General features: G+C 68.8%; 18 protein-coding genes and 1 pseudogene. 8 read left to right on the top strand and 11 right to left on the bottom strand.

The window, feature by feature from the left end; all coding sequences use genetic code 11:
* Nucleotides 1-3 precede the first annotated feature (3 nt).
* Nucleotides 4-840, top strand: a pseudogene (locus tag LR394_RS36045) (MFS transporter); the annotation flags it as partial.
* On the opposite strand, the gene LR394_RS36040 reads toward LR394_RS36045, so the two are convergent.
* From LR394_RS36040 to bla, 3 genes are read right to left on the bottom strand one after another with little or no spacing between them, the layout of a single operon-like run.
* Nucleotides 759-1,895, bottom strand: a complete 1,137-nt coding sequence (locus LR394_RS36040; protein ID WP_407937188.1) for a phosphotransferase family protein — start codon at nucleotides 1,893-1,895, stop codon at nucleotides 759-761. The pseudogene LR394_RS36045 and the gene LR394_RS36040 overlap by 82 nt on opposite strands.
* A 7-nt stretch (nucleotides 1,896-1,902) precedes the next feature.
* Nucleotides 1,903-2,625, bottom strand: coding sequence for a hypothetical protein (locus LR394_RS36035; protein ID WP_231449174.1), 723 nt, complete (start codon nucleotides 2,623-2,625; stop codon nucleotides 1,903-1,905).
* 37 nt (nucleotides 2,626-2,662) lie between these two features.
* Entirely contained in the window at nucleotides 2,663-3,529 is an 867-nt protein-coding gene (gene bla, locus LR394_RS36030; RefSeq protein WP_231449173.1) for a class A beta-lactamase, read from the bottom strand.
* A 115-nt stretch (nucleotides 3,530-3,644) separates the two neighbouring features.
* On the opposite strand from bla, the gene LR394_RS36025 reads away from it, so the two are divergent.
* From LR394_RS36025 to LR394_RS36015, 3 genes are all read left to right on the top strand, one after another.
* Complete coding sequence (locus tag LR394_RS36025) at nucleotides 3,645-4,520, top strand: LysR family transcriptional regulator (protein ID WP_231449172.1); 876 nt, start codon at nucleotides 3,645-3,647, stop codon at nucleotides 4,518-4,520.
* On the top strand, nucleotides 4,517-5,407 hold the full coding sequence (locus LR394_RS36020; RefSeq protein WP_231449171.1) for a serine hydrolase: 891 nt from the start codon (nucleotides 4,517-4,519) through the stop codon (nucleotides 5,405-5,407). Before LR394_RS36025 ends, LR394_RS36020 begins: the two co-directional genes overlap by 4 nt.
* Before the next feature lie 112 nt (nucleotides 5,408-5,519).
* Nucleotides 5,520-6,800: a hypothetical protein gene (locus tag LR394_RS36015; protein WP_231449170.1), complete on the top strand. Its 1,281-nt coding sequence runs from the start codon at nucleotides 5,520-5,522 to the stop codon at nucleotides 6,798-6,800.
* Here LR394_RS36015 and LR394_RS36010 read toward each other — a convergent pair.
* Nucleotides 6,778-7,227, bottom strand: a complete 450-nt coding sequence (locus LR394_RS36010; RefSeq protein WP_231449169.1) for an EVE domain-containing protein — start codon at nucleotides 7,225-7,227, stop codon at nucleotides 6,778-6,780. The two genes, LR394_RS36015 and LR394_RS36010, sit on opposite strands and share 23 nt — an antisense overlap.
* Nucleotides 7,228-7,423: 196 nt before the next feature.
* On the opposite strand from LR394_RS36010, the gene LR394_RS36005 reads away from it, so the two are divergent.
* A complete protein-coding gene (locus tag LR394_RS36005; RefSeq protein ID WP_231449168.1) occupies nucleotides 7,424-7,630 on the top strand; it encodes a hypothetical protein in 207 nt (68 codons plus the stop codon).
* A 4-nt stretch (nucleotides 7,631-7,634) separates the two neighbouring features.
* Here the strand turns inward: LR394_RS36005 and LR394_RS36000 are convergent, their stop codons facing one another.
* Nucleotides 7,635-8,651: a zinc-dependent alcohol dehydrogenase family protein gene (locus LR394_RS36000; RefSeq protein ID WP_231449167.1), complete on the bottom strand. Its 1,017-nt coding sequence runs from the start codon at nucleotides 8,649-8,651 to the stop codon at nucleotides 7,635-7,637.
* A gap of 135 nt (nucleotides 8,652-8,786) precedes the next feature.
* Here LR394_RS36000 and LR394_RS35995 point away from each other — a divergent pair, with 135 nt between their 5' ends.
* Together LR394_RS35995 and LR394_RS35990 are read left to right on the top strand one after the other, a co-directional pair.
* Nucleotides 8,787-9,686 (top strand): helix-turn-helix domain-containing protein, encoded by a 900-nt coding sequence (locus LR394_RS35995; RefSeq protein ID WP_231449166.1) that lies wholly within the window; start codon nucleotides 8,787-8,789, stop codon nucleotides 9,684-9,686.
* A 9-nt stretch (nucleotides 9,687-9,695) separates the two neighbouring features.
* On the top strand, nucleotides 9,696-10,955 hold the full coding sequence (locus LR394_RS35990) for a M18 family aminopeptidase (protein ID WP_231449165.1): 1,260 nt from the start codon (nucleotides 9,696-9,698) through the stop codon (nucleotides 10,953-10,955).
* Here LR394_RS35990 and LR394_RS35985 read toward each other — a convergent pair.
* The 3 genes from LR394_RS35985 to LR394_RS35975 are packed head-to-tail and all read right to left on the bottom strand — an operon-like array spanning nucleotide 10,939 to nucleotide 14,261.
* Nucleotides 10,939-11,757, bottom strand: coding sequence for a glycosyltransferase family 2 protein (locus tag LR394_RS35985; RefSeq protein WP_231449164.1), 819 nt, complete (start codon nucleotides 11,755-11,757; stop codon nucleotides 10,939-10,941). The genes LR394_RS35990 and LR394_RS35985 overlap by 17 nt on opposite strands.
* Nucleotides 11,754-13,175 carry a glycosyltransferase gene (locus tag LR394_RS35980; RefSeq protein WP_231449163.1) on the bottom strand — a complete coding sequence of 474 codons (1,422 nt, stop codon included), beginning with the start codon at nucleotides 13,173-13,175 and terminating at the stop codon, nucleotides 11,754-11,756. Before LR394_RS35980 ends, LR394_RS35985 begins: the two co-directional genes overlap by 4 nt.
* 9 nt (nucleotides 13,176-13,184) lie before the next feature.
* Nucleotides 13,185-14,261 (bottom strand): glycosyltransferase, encoded by a 1,077-nt coding sequence (locus LR394_RS35975; RefSeq protein ID WP_231449162.1) that lies wholly within the window; start codon nucleotides 14,259-14,261, stop codon nucleotides 13,185-13,187.
* A gap of 186 nt (nucleotides 14,262-14,447) precedes the next feature.
* On the opposite strand from LR394_RS35975, the gene LR394_RS35970 reads away from it, so the two are divergent.
* Nucleotides 14,448-15,242 carry an SDR family NAD(P)-dependent oxidoreductase gene (locus LR394_RS35970; protein WP_231449161.1) on the top strand — a complete coding sequence of 265 codons (795 nt, stop codon included), beginning with the start codon at nucleotides 14,448-14,450 and terminating at the stop codon, nucleotides 15,240-15,242.
* Here the strand turns inward: LR394_RS35970 and LR394_RS35965 are convergent.
* Genes LR394_RS35965 through LR394_RS35955 form a run of 3 tightly spaced genes read right to left on the bottom strand, consistent with a single transcriptional unit; the run spans nucleotide 15,217 to nucleotide 18,262 of the window.
* Nucleotides 15,217-16,152 (bottom strand): 3-hydroxyacyl-CoA dehydrogenase NAD-binding domain-containing protein, encoded by a 936-nt coding sequence (locus LR394_RS35965; RefSeq protein WP_231449160.1) that lies wholly within the window; start codon nucleotides 16,150-16,152, stop codon nucleotides 15,217-15,219. The two genes, LR394_RS35970 and LR394_RS35965, sit on opposite strands and share 26 nt — an antisense overlap.
* Entirely contained in the window at nucleotides 16,139-17,068 is a 930-nt protein-coding gene (locus LR394_RS35960; protein WP_231449159.1) for a BKACE family enzyme, read from the bottom strand. Before LR394_RS35960 ends, LR394_RS35965 begins: the two co-directional genes overlap by 14 nt.
* Nucleotides 17,069-18,262: an aromatic ring-hydroxylating oxygenase subunit alpha gene (locus tag LR394_RS35955; protein ID WP_231449158.1), complete on the bottom strand. Its 1,194-nt coding sequence runs from the start codon at nucleotides 18,260-18,262 to the stop codon at nucleotides 17,069-17,071.
* Between the last annotated feature and the right edge of the window lie 36 nt (nucleotides 18,263-18,298).

Genomic DNA, 18,298 nt, shown 5'->3' with positions numbered 1-18,298 from the left:
AAGGTGGCGGCCGCCGGTGCGCTGCTCTACGCCCTGGCCTGCGTGGGGTACGCGGTGGCGCCCGGCTTAGGGGTGGCCTTCGCCGCGGCCGCGCTGAGCGGGGTCGGCGGGGCGCTGCTGTGGGTCAGCCTGCGCTCGATGATCAGCGAGCGCCTGGCCGCGGACAGCTCGGTGTTCGCGCGGCTCACGTCGTACGAGGAGACCGGGTCGTGGATCGCCTTCTTCGCTGGGCTGAGCCTGCTCGGTGCGGTGGACGACTGGCGCCCGCTGTTCCTGACCTGCGCGGTGACCTGTGCGGTGGCGGCGGGCATCCTGCTGAGCGCGCCGGACCGGTCGGCCCCCAGGGTGGCGCCGTTGCCGGGCCCGGTGCTGCGGCGGTTGCGGCCGATGCTGGCCACGGTGGTGCTGATCATGACGGCCGAGGCGGCGATCGGCCTGCTGCTGATCCTGCACCTGCAACGGCACTTCGAGCTGGAGATCATTCAGATTGCCTGGGTGTTCCTGCCCGGCGCCATCGTCATGGGCCTGGTGCCGCAGTACCTGCACCGGTACGTCGTACGCCACGGCCGGTCCCGGGTGCTGGCGGTGGCTTCGGTGCTGAGCGCGGGGTTCGCGGTCGGGCTGGCCTGGGCCCCGAATCCCTGGGTGATCGCCGCCTTGTGGGTGCTCAGCGCGGTGGCCTGGGCGGCGCTGAGTCCGGTGCAGCAGGCGGTGATCGCCGAGGCCTCGGGCGATCGCGTGGGCCGGGGGATGGGTGCTTACGAGGCGGCGGTGCTGCTGGGCGGGCTGGTCGGGGCGCTGAGTGCGGGGGCGCTGTACGAGGCCAGTTCCTGGCTGGTGTCGTGTCTGGTGTTCGCGGCGGTGATCCTGTCGGGGGCGGTGCTGGTGCCATGGTCGGTGCGGGCCGTGGGCGTGCCGGACCGGCCCGCGTAGAGCGCCCGCAGCCGGTCCCGGCAGGTCTCCGCATGCTCGGGCTCGAGCTGGCGGTACTCGGTCTCGACCACCATCACCAACGCCAGGTACAGGCTGTAGAGCCAGCGTCGGTGCCGCTCTCCGGCGCTCAGCGGGCCCTGCCCGTACCCCCGCAGGAACGCGCCAGGATCACCGAAGTTCGGCATGTCGATCCCGATGAACCCAGCCTCGATCAGCGGGTCCCCGTAGAACGCGCGCTCGTGGTCGATCAGGCTGACGATTGCGCCGTCCTGCACCATGGCGTTGTTGGGAAACAGGTCCCACTCCACGAACCGGGGCTCGGTGACCTCGTCCAGGGCATCGGCGCGCTCGGCGATCGCGGCCCGAACCAGGTCGTAAGTCAGACCCAGCTCGACTTTCCGGCGCTCACCGTCCTCGAGAACCTCGTCGAGCCTGCGCAGGAAGCACGCCCGCCAGGTGGTCTCGCCCGGCCCGTCCAGCGGACCGAACCAGGGCCCGGGGATCTGGTTGAGCCGGCGGTTCAGCCCGCCCAGCGCCTCGGCGTACTGGTCCCGCTCGGCCGGGGACACCGCGTCCTGGCCGAGAAGGATGCCGAGGTTGTCGGCGTCCACGAACGACATGAAGAAGTAGTCGGCGTCGCACAGTTCGTGGCTCTGGTCGGCGAACTCCACCGTGGGCACCGGCACGTCGGACTGCTCACCGATCAGGCGCAGCGCGCTCAGCTCGGTGGCCATCGCGCCGCGCTCGTAGCTCATCACCTCAACATCCGCCGGTGGGGCGATTTTCAGGATGACGGTGCGGCCGTCCTGCAGTTCGATCCGGTACACCACGTTGAACCAGCCGTGCCCCAGTTCGGTGACCCAGTCGTCCCCAGCCGGAGATACCAGACCCGCACCGAAGGCCCGCTCGACCATCGCCCGCAGTACCGCCACCGGCTGCCGGTTCTTGGTGATGCTCTCCATCGCCGTCCTACTCCTCGTTGAGGCCGTCGGTGCCGTCGTAAGGGATGCCGATGTGCTCGGTGACCACGAACCCGGCCGCGCAGCACGGGCAGTCGGCCTCCCCGAACACATAGGTCAGCATGCCCGCGATCTCGTGTTGCCCGTCGCTCGCGGCCAGGTCGTGCAGGCGCCGGCCCTGGCCCTCCAGCTTGCCTGCGTCGCTCGGTCGCAGTGGCGTGGTGCGGGACTCGTCCTCGGCGTCGGCCGCGTAGAACCCGCGCTCGTCCAGCACCATCAGCAGCTCGGCGTCGCACTCCGGGCAGGTCAGCTCGTACTCGCCGTCCGACAGCCCGGCCGGCAGGTCCTCGTTCCAGTGCACCTCACCCTCGAAGGTGAGCATGGCCGCGAGCAGGTAGATGTACTCCAGCGGTGCGCACCGCCGGGCATGCAGTTGCCGCTCGGCCGCCACCTGCAGCTGCGCCGGATGCTCGATCGGGTTCTCGGCGGCCGCCACGATGGCCGCGGCCAGCACGATGGCATTAACTGCCGGTTCGCGGTCGCTGCCCGCGGCGATCCGGGCCAGCGCGGGCAGCGCCGCGAAGCTGGCGTCGTACACCTCGCCCTGGTGGCACAGGGCCGACCAAAGGTCGTTCCAAAGCTCAGCTCTGGGCTGCGTGCTGAGCTGCTCCAGCCGGCCGGGAATGTCCTGCGCCGAACCGTGGGCATGTCTCAGGCGGGACCAGTCCGTCACATGGCCTGAGTCTGCCACAGCGACCTGAATGCTCCGGTCAGGTCAGCTGCCCGATCACCACCTCGGCGGCGTCCGCGATCAGCTGGTCGTCGTAGCTCGCGTCTTCCTCGTCGCGGTTGGACAGCACCGCCAGGACGATGGGTGCGGACTTGGGCGGCCAGATCACGGCGATGTCGTTGCGGGTACCGTAGCCGCCCGAGCCGGTCTTGTCGCCGACCTCCCAGCCCGCCGGCACCCCGGCCCGAATCAGCTTGTCACCCGTGGTGTTGCGCTTGAGCAGGTCAGTCAGGGCGGCTCGGTCCCGGTGATCGAGGACGTCTCCCAGCACCAGTTTGCGCAGATCGCTCGCCAGGGCGCGGGGCGTGCTGGTGTCACGGCGATCGCCGGGGGTGGCTTCGTTGAGTTCCGGCTCGATCCGGTTCATCTGGGTGGTGCGGTCACCCATCCGTTCCAGCGCCTGATCCACCTTCTTCGGGCCGCCGAGTTCGTGGAAGAGCAGGTTGGCGGCGGTGTTGTCGCTGTAGCGCACCGAGGCGTCGGCCAGGGCCCGCAGCGTCATCCCGGTGTTGACGTGCTCCTTGGTGATCGGGGCGTGCGCCAGCAGATCGGACTCGTCGTAGTGGACGACCTTCTCGAGCTGCCGGTCGGTGCGCTGCTTGAACAGCACCCCGGCCTGCAGGGCCTTGATGGTGGAGGCGTAGGCGAAGCGGCGGTCGGCGTGGTACTTCACGGTTTCCCCGGTGCCGGTGTCCACGGCATAGATGCCCAGGGTTGCGTCGTAACTCTTTTCCAGAGCGCGGAACTGGGTGTCGGGAACGGCCGGAACGGTGGCCGCCTGGGTGGGGGAGGCGGCGCAGCCGAGCAGCAGAACCACCGATGCCAGGCCTGCGGTGACGAGCTTCATCTGGTCAACCTTTCTCTCGGGCTTCCTGGTGACCGGTTCAGCGTGGCCGGGTCGGATCCATGCGGTCCAATACCTGAACAGCTCGATTCATGCTGACCTGGCATAGAGTGAGGTCGTGGACGTGCTCGCGGGATGCCAGGCTTTCGTCAGTGTCAGCGAGCACGGCGGGTTCACCCAGGCGGCCGCGGCGGTCAAGGCACCCCAGTCGGTGGTCAGCCGCCGGGTGGCCGCGCTGGAGAAGCACCTGGGGGAGACCCTGTTCGAGCGCACTTCCCGCCGCGTCACGCTCACCCAGTTCGGCGCCGACCTGCTGCCCTCGGCCAAGCGTCTGGTCCGGCTGGCCGACGATCTGCTGTACGACGCGGAACGAGCCCGCCGCCGTCCGTTCCGGCTGGCTGTCCCGGATACCTGCGGCACGGCCAACCTGGCCCGGCTGGAGGCGCAGGCCCGTAGCGAGAACGTTTTTCTCGACCTGGTGCCGCAACCGCCCACCAACCGGGCCGAGCTGGCCCGGTCGCTGGCCGTGCGCGCCGCGCTGATCGCGGTCCCGTCCGACCAGAGCGACTGGACGGTGCCGTTGGGGCTGGCCGGGGTGGCGCAGCCTACGGGCGCGAGGATCTATCTGGAGACGTTGCGCCCTGGTCGTTCTCGGTCCGGCGAACCAGGGCGGGTGGTCCGGGTCCAACCAGAGGACGATGTGCCCCACATTCGCGATCGGCTCACGCGGGTGCGTGATGCAGTGGGGATGCGGCCGGCTCAGGTCGCGGTCGCGCCCACTCTCACCACCGCGCTGGCCGAGGTGCTGGGCTCCGACGATCTGCTGCTGTGCTCGTCGGCTCAGGCCACCGAGCTGGGGCTGGCCTGGCGGCCGATCGGTGAGGTGGAACTGGCTCGAGGGTACGGTGTCTCGGCGATGGCCGGGACCGATGCCGAGCTGCTGCGCACCCGGCTGCATCCGCTGATCGCGCGGTGCCTGGGGGCAGCCGGATGAGACTGATCGAGCAACTGCGGCAGGACCTGGACGACGGCGGGCTGCGCGGCTCGTTCCTGGTGCGTGACCTGGACAGCGGCGCCGAGATCGGGATCGAGCCCGACCTGGAGTATCCCGCCGCCTCGCTGGTCAAGGTTCCGCTCGCGCTGGCCACCCTGGACCGGATCCGAACCGGCGAAATCAACCGGGCCGAGCCGATTCTGGTGAACTCCGGTGACCTGGACGTCCCGGGCCTGCCCGGCCTGACCAAGTTTCGCCACCCGGCCACGATCGCCCTCGAAGACCTGCTCTACCTCAGTGTCTGCCTCAGTGACAGCACCGCCTCCGACATCCTGCTCGAGCGCACCCCGCCCGCCGCTGTCACTGAGTTCCTGCGCGCCCACGGCCATTCCGAGATCACCGTGCGGCACCGCCTGATGGACCTGTCCGACACCCCGGCCGAACGTTTTCCCAGCGGGGAGGGGTATCTGGCCCACTCGCTGGCGATCGGCGCGGGTACCGCCGGGCGTGGTCATCCGGTGCCGCAACTCGATGTCAGCCGGGCCAACTCCGGCACTGCCCGGGCCTACACCGATCTGCTGCAGGCCATCTGGCGTCCGTCGTCGTTCGACCCGGCCGTGGCCGAGCGCACCCGTGAGCTCCTGGGCAACAACATCCTGCGTCAGCGTCTGGCCCCGGACTTCGCCTCGGACGCCTCCCGCTGGTCGTCCAAGACCGGCACCCTGCTGAACCTGCGGCACGAGATCGGGGTGGTCGAGCACGCCGACGGCCAGACCTTTGCGGTTGTTGTGCTTACTGAGTCCCGCGTGGCGGCTACTGTGCAGCCTGGCGCTGAGGCGTTGATGGCGGCGGTGGCCCGGCGGCTACGAGATCACTTGCGCCACTGAAACATCGCTGCGCCTTCGGTGCAGCGCTTTCGGTACAGCGGGTTTCCGGGCATGGGCCACAATGGACTCGCGGTTTGTCAGTTTTCTGAGCCTTGTCGAAAAGGGAACGGTGATGGCAGGTTCCGAGCGGCGTCCCACCCGCCGTGAGGTGATCGCCGGAGCCGGGGGCACGGTCGTGGGTCTGGTGGGTGGGGTGGGACTGGTGAAGGCGACGGAGGCGCAGCCGTTGGTACCGAAAGCAGCACCCGAGCATGTCGGTCCGGCCTGGATGGTGCTGGCCACCGAACGGGCCGGGGCCAAGGAGCGGGCGAAACGGGCGGGTGCCACGCACGGCCATGTGCGTGCGTTCTGGGACCAGTTGCAGAGCAGCGCCGGTGGTGAGGTCGAGGCCGAGCGGGTGGTCAAGGAGATCCACGCGGTGCGCGAGCTCGGCCTGAAAGTCTGCCTGGAGGTGTGCCTTCAGTACCCGCCCGACTTCGTCCTCAACGACCTGCCCCGGTTCCGCGATCAGTACGGCACCGAGTGGGCCCCGGCCCAGGAGACCGGCGACAACGTGCGCGACTGGGTGTGGTCGGGGCGCGGCCGGGCCTACGTGGCCGATTTCCTGGACCAGTTGTTCGGGCAGATCGACTGGGCCCAGATCGAGCGGGTCAAGCTGGGCGGACTGACCAAAGGTGAGCTGCAGTTCCCGTCCTCGGTCGATCGTCCCCAGTTCTGGGGGTACTCAGATGCCGCCCAGGGCAAGGGAACCGAAGACCTGGCCCCGAGAATGGGCCCCTGCCCGGTACCGGGCCACGTGGTCACCCCGGCTGATCCGATCACCGGGGCCAGCGGTGGCTGGACCGGCGGCGACGAGATCTTCGCCATTTGGTATGTGCAGTCACTGGTCAACTGGATGACGTGGTTCATCGGCAAGTTCCGCCTCCACTTCAGCGGGCCGATCTACGTGATGCACCCGGGCGCCGGTATCCGGCCCGCCAGCCAGACCCCTACGTCGGAGAACGGCGCGCGCAACTACCAGATCAACCTCGGCTCCGGTCTGGACTGGGACGCCACCATCGCGGCCTACCCCGACGAGAAGATCCGGCCGTACACCACCTGGATCGACTCGCCGCACTTCTGGGACCCGGACAGTCATTCGCCCGTCTACGACGGCAACGGCGCTCCCTGGTGGGCTTTGCTGGTGGCGGCCAGAAAGTATGGACGGGCTGGTCGCCTTTGGGGGGAGAACACGGGTGGGCAGTCGGCCGGGGACCTGCACCGAGTGGTCCGCCAGCAGGCCATCGCCTACGGGTACGAGGGGCTGGCCTGGCTGGACGACGCCACGCTGACCTCGGGCAACGGTGCCACCTACGCCGATCTGAAGCAGGTCATCCGGGAGTCTGCGTCATGACCTCGGCCAGCCGGTGGAAGTCCTCGAGGCTCAGCGGGAGCAGACCGAAGCGCAGCGAGTAGCCCCAGTTCGGCTCCCGGGTCAGGTCCAGCTGCCCGGCCAGGTCCCTGACCGGGACCGGGCGGCTCGGGCGGAAGTCGACGGTGCGGCGCCACGGCCGGATCAGCTCACTACCACCCATCTGCATGGCCTCGTCCGCCTGATAGGCCTCGTCGTCGGTGACGATGCCGATCTGGGTGACTGCGCGTAGCGGCTGCTTGTCACCGAGGCGCTGGGTGGGGGAGTAGAAGGCGAAACCGTCGCCCCGCCGCAGCCGGGCGAGGTTGTTGCGCTTGCCGTGGTTGAGCTGGATCCAGCCGTGCGCGGCGGCGATCTGCGCATGGTCGGCCGACACGACACCTAACCAGGCGCGTTGCGGATCGGACACGGTTACCTCCGGATCGGGCCGGGCCCGGGTGGCGGGCCGGGACGGTTCATCGAAGCAACCCTGACTGCTGTACCTGACAGCGAGCGTCATATACACCTGTAGCGAATCGACTACATGTGTTGATTTGTTCTAACTCACGCTCAAGTCACTGTAAGAAGTTGCCCCTGGGGTATTTCGATGCATTACCGTGACCTGAATGGAGATCAACCCACCTCGCCCCCGGGGCCGCCACCTGGCCCGCCGCTCGCGTACCGCCGAGGTCGAGGCCTCGACCGTCAGCTGGCAGCAGAGCGAAGTGGTGAAGGCTCACACCGGCAGCATCCCGGTCGTGCAGGAAGAGGCCAGCCGGCTGGACAAGCTGCGGGCGATCCGCGACCGGATGGCCGAGCCCGACCCGGCCTGAGACCTCACATCTGGAGCAGGGCCTTGATCGCGCGCCGCTCGTCCATCGCCCGGTAGGCCTCGCCCGCCTGCGCCAGCGGCACCGCCAGGTCGAAGACCTGACCCGGGTCGATCTTGTCGCTCAGGATCAGGTCGAGCAGTTCGGGCAGGTAGCCGCGCACCGGGGCCGGGCCGCCGTGCAGGTGGACGTGCGAGTAGAACATCTCCTGGCCGGGCAGGTTCACGTCGTGCGAGACACCGACGTAGCCCACGTGGCCACCGCGCCGGGAGGAACGGACGGCCTGCATCATCGACTCCTGCGTACCCACCGCCTCGATCACGCTGTGCGCGCCCAGACCGTTGGTCAGCTCCTTGATCCGCTCCACCCCCTCGTCACCCCGTTCGACCACGACGTCGGTGGCGCCGAACTCGCGAGCCAGGTTCTGGCGGGACTCGTGGCGGCTCATGGCGATGATCCGCTCGGCGCCGAGGAGCCGGGCCGCCAGCACGCCGAGCAGGCCCACGGCGCCGTCACCGACCACGGCGACGGTCTTGCCCGGGCCGGCCTGAGCGGCCAGAGCACCGAACCAGCCGGTGCCGAGCACGTCGGAAGCCGCCAGCAGCGAGGGAACGTACTTCGCGTCCGGGACCTCGGGGGTGGCCACCAGGGTGCCGTCGGCCAGCGGGACGCGCATCAGCTCGGCCTGCGAACCACTCACGAACTCGCGGTGGACGCAGCCGCTCTGGTAGCCGGAGCGGCAGATCTCGCAGGTGTTGTCCGAGGCCATGAACGAGCCGACGACGAACTGGCCGGGCCGGACGCTGCGTACCTCGCTGCCGACCGCCTCGACGATGCCGGCGTACTCGTGGCCCATCGGCACGGGCTCGGTGATCGCATCGGCGCCGCGGTAGGGCCACAGGTCGGAACCGCACACGCAGGCCGCTGCCAGGCGGATCACGGCGTCGGTGGGCTTGAGGATGGTGGCATCGGCGACCTCTTCGACGCGGACGTCGCGGGAGCCGTGCATGATCGTGGCGCGCATGGATTCTCGTCCTTCTGAGTGAACTGACGGTGCTGCCTCCATGCAAGGCCAGCCGACCCGGGCGCGACAGATCAGGTTGGTCAGGGGGTCCAGCGTGACCCCCCTCAGCCGGCTGATCCCTCTTAACCTGGGTGGATGGACAGCCCCGACGGCCTAGACCCGCGCACCGAGATCCGTGAGTTCCTGGTCAGCCGCCGCGCCAAGCTCAGCCCCGAGCAGGCCGGTGTGACGCTCTACGGGGGCCGGCGCCGGGTGCCGGGGTTGCGCCGCGAAGAGGTGGCAATGCTGGCCGGGGTTTCCACCGACTACTACGTGCGGCTGGAGAAGGGCCACGTCGCGAGCGCCTCCGACGACGTCCTCAACGCGATCGCCGGTGCCCTGCAACTCGACGATGCCGAGAGCGTCCATCTGTTCAACCTGGCCCGAGCCGTCAAGCCGACCCGGACGGTCGGCCCCCGGGGACCCCGGTGGCGGCCGCCGCAGCCTCGCGAGAGCCTGCAGTGGATGCTGGACGCGATCACCGGCGCACCCGCACTGATCTGTAACGAGCGGGCCGACCTGGTGTCGGCCAATTCTCTGGGCCGGGCCTTCATGGCGCCGCTGCTGGAGAGCGCGGCCGAATCGGGCACCACCCCCAACTGGGCCCGGTTCACCTTTCTGGACCAGCGTTCGCGCGACTACTACCCGAACTGGGACGGCGCCGCGAGCGTCACGGTGAACCAGTTGCGGATGGCGGCGGGGCGCGACCCGAAGAACAGGGAGCTGTCCAACCTGGTGGGGGAGCTGGCCACCCGCAGCGACGAGTTCCGCACCCGCTGGGCCCAGCACGACGTGCGTCTGCACCACACCGGGATCAAGCAGTTCCGCCACCCGGTGGTCGGCCTGATGGAGATGACCTACAACAGCATCGAGCTGCCGGCCGATCCGGGGCACATCCTGACCGTGTACACGCCCGAACCGGGCTCGCCTTCGGCCGACGCGCTGCAGATGCTGGCCAGCTGGGCGGCCACGCAGCCCTCGGAGGTCAACGGGTAGGGTCGGGCGGTGACCGGAACCACGCTTGACCTTGCCGAATTCGTCTCCGCCGCGCCCAGCCCCTACCACGCGGTGGCCGAGGCAGTGCGCCGCCTGCAGCAGGCGGGCTTCACCGAGCAGGTGGAGACGCAGGAGTGGGACCCCACCCCGGGTGGGCGCTACCTGGTGCGCGACGGCACGCTGCTGGCCTGGTTCACCGGTGAGAACATCCGGCCGGGCGCGGCCTTCCGGATCTTCGCCGCGCACACCGACTCGCCGTCGCTGAAGATCAAGCCGAACCCCGACACCGGGGTGGCCGGCTGGCGCCAGGTCAACGTCGAGGTCTACGGCGGGGCGCTGTGGAACTCCTGGCTGGACCGGGATCTCGGGCTGGCGGGCCGGCTGGTCCTGCTCGACGGCACGGTGGTCCCGGTGAACATCGCCCGGCCCCTGCTGCGGGTGCCGCAGTTGGCCATCCACCTCGACCGTCAGGTGAACCAGGGCCTCAAGCTCGACCCGCAGCGTCATCTGCTCCCGATCTGGGGGCTGGGCAAGACCACCGACGGCGACCTGCTCCGATTCCTGGCCGCCGAGACCGGTGTCGACGCCGCCGACGTGGCCGCGCACGACCTGATCGTGCACGACCTCACCCCGCCGGCCCGGCTCGGCGCCGATCAGGAACTGTTCGCCTCGCCCCGCCTGGACAACCTGTCCTCGGTGCACGCCGGCCTGACCGCGCTGATCGCCGCGGCTCAGACCCAGACCGAGACGGTCCCGGTCTTCGTCGGCTTCGACCACGAGGAGATCGGCAGCAACTCGGCCACCGGTGCGGCCGGCCCGCTGCTGGAGATGGTGCTCACCCGGTTGGCCGGCGGGATGGAGGAGCGTTACCGCTCGTTCGCTGCATCTCGTTGTCTTTCGGCCGATGTCACGCACGCCGCCCACCCCAACTACCTGGACCGGCACGACCCGGACCACCTGGCCCTGATCAACGCCGGCCCGGTGCTGAAGGTCAACGCCAACCAGCGCTACGCCACCGATGCGCCAGGCGCTGCGGCCTGGCACCGGGCCTGTGCCACCGCCGAAGTGCCCACCCAGGTCTTCGTAGCGAACAACACGGTGCCGTGCGGCTCTACGGTCGGCCCGATCACGGCCACCCGACTGGGAATTCGGACCGTCGACGTCGGCATCCCGGTGCTCTCGATGCACTCCACCCGCGAACTGTGCGGCGTCGAAGACCCGGCTCACCTGGTCGGCGCGGCCACGGCCTTCTTCACCGATCCGGCCTGAGCCGCAGGAACCCGGCGGCTGGGTCGAAGTCGATCAGACCCCGCCGCCGGAACTCCTCCAGCCAACCCTGCATCGGGTACCAGCCGTGAATCTGTTTGAACAGAGCGGAATTACGGACGATCGCGGCCAGATGCCGGGTCGGCGGGCTCTGGGTGTCATGATGCTGGTGAAAGGCGACCGCATCGCCACTCCACCACACGCCCAGGCCGGCCGCCTGGGCCCGGATGCCGAAATCGGTGTCCTCGCCGCCGTAGCCCACGAAGCGCTCGTCGAACCCGTTGATCCGGTCAAAGTCTCGGCGATTGATTCCTAAGGAAGTTGTCCAGGCCAGTTCGTGACGGTCGTCCTGGACTATCTCGCCTGGTTCGGGTGCGGGGCGGGCCGGGTGCTGGTGCGAGTGGCGGTACAGGTCGGCTTCGGTCCAGGAGTCCTGCACGGCATCGGGTTCGAGGTAGCGAAGGGGGCCACTGACCAGCCCGTCGGCCTGGCTGAGCGCTTTGGCATAGGCCTCGACCAGGCTTGCGCCGGGAATGCAGTCCACGTCAAGAAAGACGATCTGCTCGGCCTCGGTCGCCCGGGCGCCCAGATTGCGGGCGGCCGACAGGGGGAGCTGGCCGTTCTGCTGCGGAATATCGAGTACTGCAACATGTTCCGCAGCAATGGGCGGAACGGTGACGTCCTGCTGGTCCATGCGCACGATGACCAGATGGTCGGCCGGGCGGGTCTGGCGCTGCAGTCCCTCAAGCTGCCGGGCCAGGTGGGGGCGGCGGCCGGCCACGGTAGTGACGACGGCGAGGCTCATCGGGCCAGCTGTGGCTCGTCAGCGGAGCGGGGCGAGGGAGCTAGCTGAGCTTCGTCGGCCGGTCGGGGCAGAAGCGTGCCGCGGGACGTCGAGTGCAGGCTGGCCTGCGCCTCGATGATCTGGGCGAAACGGACTGCGCCGTCGGTGATACCGCGAGCCGGGTAGTGGTCGCTGCGCAAAAGCATGGCGTGCTGCACGGCTTCGGCCCAAGTGCTGGGCCTGGCAGGTGCCGAATCCACTGCCTCGCCCGCGAACTGCGCAGCGCTGGCGTACGGAGGTGCCTCCGCGAGACGAGCGGGTCCAACGTGCTGATCCCGCCCGTCGTGGCCATTTGTACCGGCGTGCCGGTCCATGCCAGTACGCAGTTCCGTTGCCGCGTGGCCATCTGTTTCGGCGCGAAGTTCATCTCTAACGCAGTCATCGCCGTCGGGGTGCCGGTTCACCACGGTGCGTCGACCTGTTCCAGCACACAGACCGGTCACGGTGCGGCCCCCAGCTCCAGCGCCCGGCTCATCGCCAACGGCTGGGTGTGGCAGGTCCCAGAGCACGGCCGCCGCTCCTGTTTCTTCGAGCGCCCGGGCGGTCACCTCCTGCTCGCCGAAGGCCCGAGGCTCGGGCAGGGCGACGAAGGGCTTTCCGGCCGCGAGCACTTCGCCGACGGTTCCCAGACCGGTGTTGCCGATGACTACGGAAGCACTCCGGATGAAGGGCGCGGCGTCTTTGACCCGACCTTCGAAGTACAGATTATCCGGCAGCACCGACAGTTTCGCCGGACTGAGACCGGCCACGGTGACGTCGTGCTCGGGGAGATCGGCGGCGATCTCGGCACACGTGCGGGCGTCTATGCGTGATCCACCGGTGCCGATGATGATGACTGCTCGCGGACGTCCATTGTTGTTGCCCTGAAGCGGAACCGGCCGCGCTCGGGTGACCAGACCGACTGCCTGGGTCCGGGGCAGTCCGGCGTGCAGGCCCCACGCCGACGGCACCGGCGTCACGATCTGATCGGACAGGCCGAAGCCGAGAGCATGGGCGCAGTCATCACGCTGGCCCGGAAGTCGCACCGAGACAACGGGAACACCGCTGGTCCGCAGGAGAACCGTCACCTCCACCGAGACGTCCACGACGGCCAGGGCCGGTTGGTAGCGCTCGGCCGCTTCCAGGATGAACCGGTGGCGGGCCAGCAGACCGGCCTGGTGCACCGGCGCCCAATGCAGATGGCCATGGGCGTCGTGGTTCTCGGGGTCGGCCGGAATATCCAGGGGCAGAGCAACATACGTGCCCGATGGAGGAAGTGCGTCCGGCGGCGCCACCGAAGAGAGAAAGACGACCGGGCGATCGAGTTCAGCGGCCACCGCCAGGGCCCGACGCCAGTGTCCAGTGCCCTGATGATGCACGTAGTAGAGGATGGGCTGCATGAAAAACGCTCAGGCAGAGATCGGTTCGAGGACCGGAGTGGGCTGTTCGGCCAGATGCCGCAGCGCGTCCTCGTAGCGGTTCATCATCGTGGTCGCGTTGTAGCGCTGGGCGTGCTGGTGCACCTGGTCGCGGTCCAGCCACCGGGCCCGCTCGATCGCCCAGGCCAGCGCGATCTCCGAGCTGCTGGCGGCGACAACCCCACCCTTGGGCAGCACCACCTCGCTGCAGGCGCCGTTCGGCAGCGCGGCCACCGGCGTACCGCAGGCCATCGCCTCGACCGCGGACAGCCCGAACGGCTCGTCCCACAACGGCGTGGCCAGGAACACCGAGGCCCGGGCGAACAGGGCGGCCAGATCCTGGTGGTTCAGGTGGCCTCGGTAGAGCACGTCCGGGCCCAGACGGGGCTTGATCTCGTCCTCGTAGTACGTCGGATCGCCCACCACACCGGCGAACTCGACCCGCATCCCGGCCAGGCGCGCCGCGTCGATGGCCAGGTGCAGGCCCTTCTCCGGGGTGATCCGGGCCGACCAGACGGCCAGGTCGTCGGTGGGCTTACCGGCCCGGCGCCAGTGCTCCAGCCGGATCCCGTTGGGAACGGTGCTGACCTCGGGCAGACGGCTGCGCCAGGCACGGGCGTTGAACTGCGAGACAGCGACGAAGGCATGCTGCGGGCCGGGCCGCCAGTCCGGCGACTCGATCACCGCGTTGACCTTCTCCAGCGTGGGCGGGGTGTGCAGCACGGTGAGCATGGGCCGGTGCTCGAGCTCGGTGTACGGCAGCGGGTTGAGGCTGTTGTTGAACACGACGTCGAAGCCACCAGCCTGGATCCCGGCCAGCGCCCGCCGCATCGCCTCGTCCAGCGTGGCGTCGCGCGAGTCGCAGTGCCGCCGGGCGCCGTAGACGAAGTCGTCGCCGAGCACCGGCTGGAGCTTGGCCAGGGTGCGGCTGCCCTCGCGGGCGAACAGCACCACGTCGTGACCGCGCCGGACCAGCTCGTCGGCCACCAGCGAGGTGTGCATCTCCATCCCGCCCGCGAACGGCTCGGCAATCGGATGGTGCAGGTGGGCCAGCAGGGCAACTCTCACCGGTACGCCTTTCCCGTTCTGGCCGGATCCGGGAGTGGACCGCACCATTGCTACGGAACGTATCGCCGGTAGCCCGAACTCGCCCGTTGGAGTGACCCCCTCCCCATCCGACCAGGCAGAACATGCACAGAAACGGGCAGGCAGGACTGCACAGCGTCACCACGAGCCGGATGAAAGGATGAGCGCATGCCGAACCGGGTCGTCCTGATCACCGGAGCCACCGACGGGCTGGGCCGCGCGCTGGCCGAGGCCCTGGCCCCGCAGCCAGACATCACGCTGATCCTGCACGGCCGGGATCCGGCCCGGCTCGAGAAGCTGGAGGCGGCGCACAAGGTTCAGGCCGACTTCGCCGACCTGGCCCAGGTGCACCGGATGGCCGAGGAGGTGACCGGGCTCACCGATCACCTCTCGGTGCTGGTGAACAACGCGGGCATCGGTAGCGGCGCTCCGGACGGCGACGACCGGAGACTGAGCAAGGACGGGTACGAGCTGCGGTTTGCGGTCAACTACCTGGCGGCGTTCGCCCTGACGCAACGCCTCCTGCCCAGGCTGGACACCGGCGCCCCGGCCCGGATCGTGCACGTGTCGTCCTTGGGCCAGGCCCCGATCGATTTCGCCGACCCCCAGATCGAGCACGACTACTCCGGGCTGCGGGCCTACGGCCAGTCCAAGCTCGCCATGGTCACCTACGGCCAGAAGCTCGCGCAGGAACTCGACCCGGCCCGGATCACCGTGAACAGCCTGCACCCGGCCACCTACATGCCGACCAAGATGGTGCTGGCCCGCCGCCCGGCCGTGGACACCCTGGAGACCGGCCTCGAAGCCACCCTGCGCCTGATCAACAGCCCCGACCTGGACGGCGTCACCGGCCAGTTCTTCGACCGCACCCGTCCGGCCCGGGCCCACGACAGCGCCTACGATCCCGAGGTACAACAACGACTCTGGGACCTGAGCCTCAGCCTGACTTCTGAACGGCAGTAGCGCGCACTACCTTCTCGACCAACTCGTCCCGTCGCTTGGCGAGCTCACGAATGTCGCCCAGTGCAGCGTCCTCAATTCCCTGTACCAAACGCTCTACCGTGGGGCCGTCCAGATGCGGCGTGCCCAGATCGTCCCACCAGCGGTTGAAGCTCTCCGCGTAGCGCTCGCAGAAGTCGGCCAGGCCGCCGTCGTCCCCGCCGAGATGGAACAAGGTGGTCGGGCCCATCGCTGCCCAGCGCACCCCCGGCCCGGCCGAGACCGCCTTGTCGATGTCGGAAACCGTTGCCACCCCTTCGTTCACCAGATGAATTGCCTCACGCCAGAGCGCAGCCTGAAGGCGGTTGGCTACGTGACCAGGAACCTCGCGGCGCACTTCGATGGTGACCTTGCCGACCGATTCGTAGAACGCCCGGGCGCGGGCCACAGCGTCGGGGGCGGTGCGGAGATTGCCCATGACCTCGACGAGCGGGATCAGGTGAGGCGGGTTGAACGGGTGGCCGAGGACCAGGGGATCGGGATCCTTCCAGCCCGCCTGCAGTTCGGTCAGAGTGAGGCCAGAAGCGGATGTTGCGACGATTGTGCCTTCCGGAATGGAAGTTTCGACAGCGGCGTAAAGCTGGTGCTTCAGGTCAAGCCGTTCGGGGATGCTCTCCTGGACGAAATCCGCTCGTCGTACCGCCTCGATCGGATCATCGGTGAAGTGCAGCTTGGAGACGGGTATGGCGCCGTTCGCGAGCCCGAGCGAGGTCAGTACCGGCCAGGCTTCGGCCAGAGTCTGATGAACCCGGGCCTGGGCGTCGATGTCCGGGTCGTAGACGGTGACGGTCTTGCCCGCCGCCAGGAACAGGGCGGTCCAGCTGCGCCCGATCAGGCCGGCCCCAAGTGCGGTGACCCGTTCAGAAGGTGACATTTTCGGCTCCCTTCAACCCCAGCCGCTCGCGAGCCTGGGCCGGCGTGGCGACCTGATAGCCCAGGGCTTCGATCACGCCGCGAATCTTGGCCACCTGATGGGCGTTCGACGGGCTGAGTTCACCCGGACCCAGATACAGGCTGTCCTCCAGCCCGACTCGCAGATTTCCGCCGAGCAGGGCTGCCTGGGTGGCGAAGTTCATCTGGTGCCGGCCCGCGGCCAGCACCGAGAACTCGTAGCTGCCGCCGAACAGCCTCTGCGCGACCGAGTGCAGGTGCAGCAGATTGTCCAGGTCCGCGCCCATGCCGCCGAGCACCCCGAACACCAGCTGCACGAAGAACGGTGGCTGAAGCCAGTTCTGGTCGATCAGCCAGGCCAGGTTGTACAGGTGCCCGAGGTCGTAGCACTCGAACTCGAACCGGGTGCCGTGGCCGTGCCCGAGTTCCTTCACCACGTACTCCAGGTCGGCGAAGGTGTTCTTGAAGACGAAGTCGCGGGTCATCTCCAGGAACGCGGGCTCCCACTCGTGCTTCCAGTCCGTGCGCCTGCCCAGCATGCCGAAGATGCCGAAGTTCAGCGAACCGACATTCAGCGAGGCCATTTCCGGTGAGGTGGCCACCGCCGCCCGGAGCCGTTCTTCGCGGGTCATGCCCAGCCCGCCACCGGTGGAGACGTTGAGCACCGCATCGCAGGCCTGGGCGATCCGGGGCATGAACTCCTGGAACAACTCGGGGCGGGGATCGGGTTGCCCGGTCTCGGGATTGCGGGCATGCAGGTGGATGATCGCCGCGCCCGCCTCAGCGGCTTCGATGGACGCCTGGGCGATGTCCGAAGGCGTGAGGGGCAGGTACGGCGACATGCTCGGGGTGTGAATACCACCGGTGGGCGCGCAGGTGATGATGACGGGCCGGGGCATTCAGGCCTCCACAGCAGAGGACGCGGGGCGCGGGGCGGCGGGGTAGTGCACCTCGGGCAGTCCCACCAGTGAGCGGTAGGCGTTCAGCACCAGGCCGTGGAAGTGGTGCACACCGTGCTCGGACAGCCCGGTGCCCTCCGGGTCGTAGACGATCCGGCCCTGGTCGAACGCCGGGGTGCCCATGCCCCGCTGCACGCTCTCCACCAGGGTGATGTCCTGCACCTGGAGCACCTCGTCGATGTACTTCACCGACTCCACCTCGGCCGGTTCCAGGTCGGTCGTCTCCAGGTAGAAGTCCCAGGTCTCGAGCGTACGGTCGGGGCCGGCCGGGATCACCTGGAAGACCATGAAGTTGCCCCGGCCCGGGTAACGCAGCAGGCAGGTGTTGGGCCACAGCCACCAGACGGCGTGCTGGGTGACGGTGGCGCCGGAGACGTCGTACGCCGAGTTGGCCGACTTGCCCGCCTCGGCGAAGTGGCTGGACCAGATGCCGTGGGTCTTCACGTCGTAGGTGCCCATGTCGACCAGATCGACGAACTCGCGGTGGGCGATGTGGCAGTGGTAGCACTCCAGGAAGTTGTCGATGACGTTCTTCCAGTTGGTCCGCACGTCGTAGTGCAGCCGCTTGGCCAGGGTCAGCTGCTCCACATCGGGTGCCCAGTAACGGATCTCCTCGAGCAGATCCCCGGCCTGCTCGGCCAGCGCCGGGGCGGAGCCGTCCAGATTCACGTAGACGAACCCGCCGAACTCCTCGACCTGGACCTGGTCCAGGCAGATCTGCGACTTGTCGAAGGTGGCCATCCGGTCGGCCCGCCGCGCCGCCCGGAGCTGCCCGGTGAGGTCGTAGTTCCAGGCGTGGTACGGGCAGATGATGCTGTTGGTGGTGCCCGATCCGAACAGCAGCTCGTGAGCCCGGTGCTTGCAGACGTTGTAGAAGGCCCGCAGTCCACCCTCGCGGTCGCGAACCACGGCCACCGGTCGGTCGGCCACCTGGGCGGCCACGTAACTGCCTGGTGCTCGGAGCTTCTCGACATGGCAGACCAGCTGCCAGGTGTGGGCGAAGATGCCGGTCAGGTCGGCCTGCAGCCACTGCGCCCCGGTGTAGGCGGCCGAGCGCAGAGACATGGACCGGGCGGCGTCGGGGTGGAAGCCCGAGGCGATGTCGGTGACGTCCTGGACCGTGACGGAAGTCATTCCCCGAAGGTAGGCTGCCCTGAACGATCGTTCAAG

The organism is Kineosporia babensis (assembly GCF_021129305.1).
Taxonomy (GTDB): domain Bacteria; phylum Actinomycetota; class Actinomycetes; order Actinomycetales; family Kineosporiaceae; genus Kineosporia; species Kineosporia babensis.
Note: the sequence above shows the minus strand (reverse complement) of the source record. Positions and strands in the feature narration are given on the sequence as shown.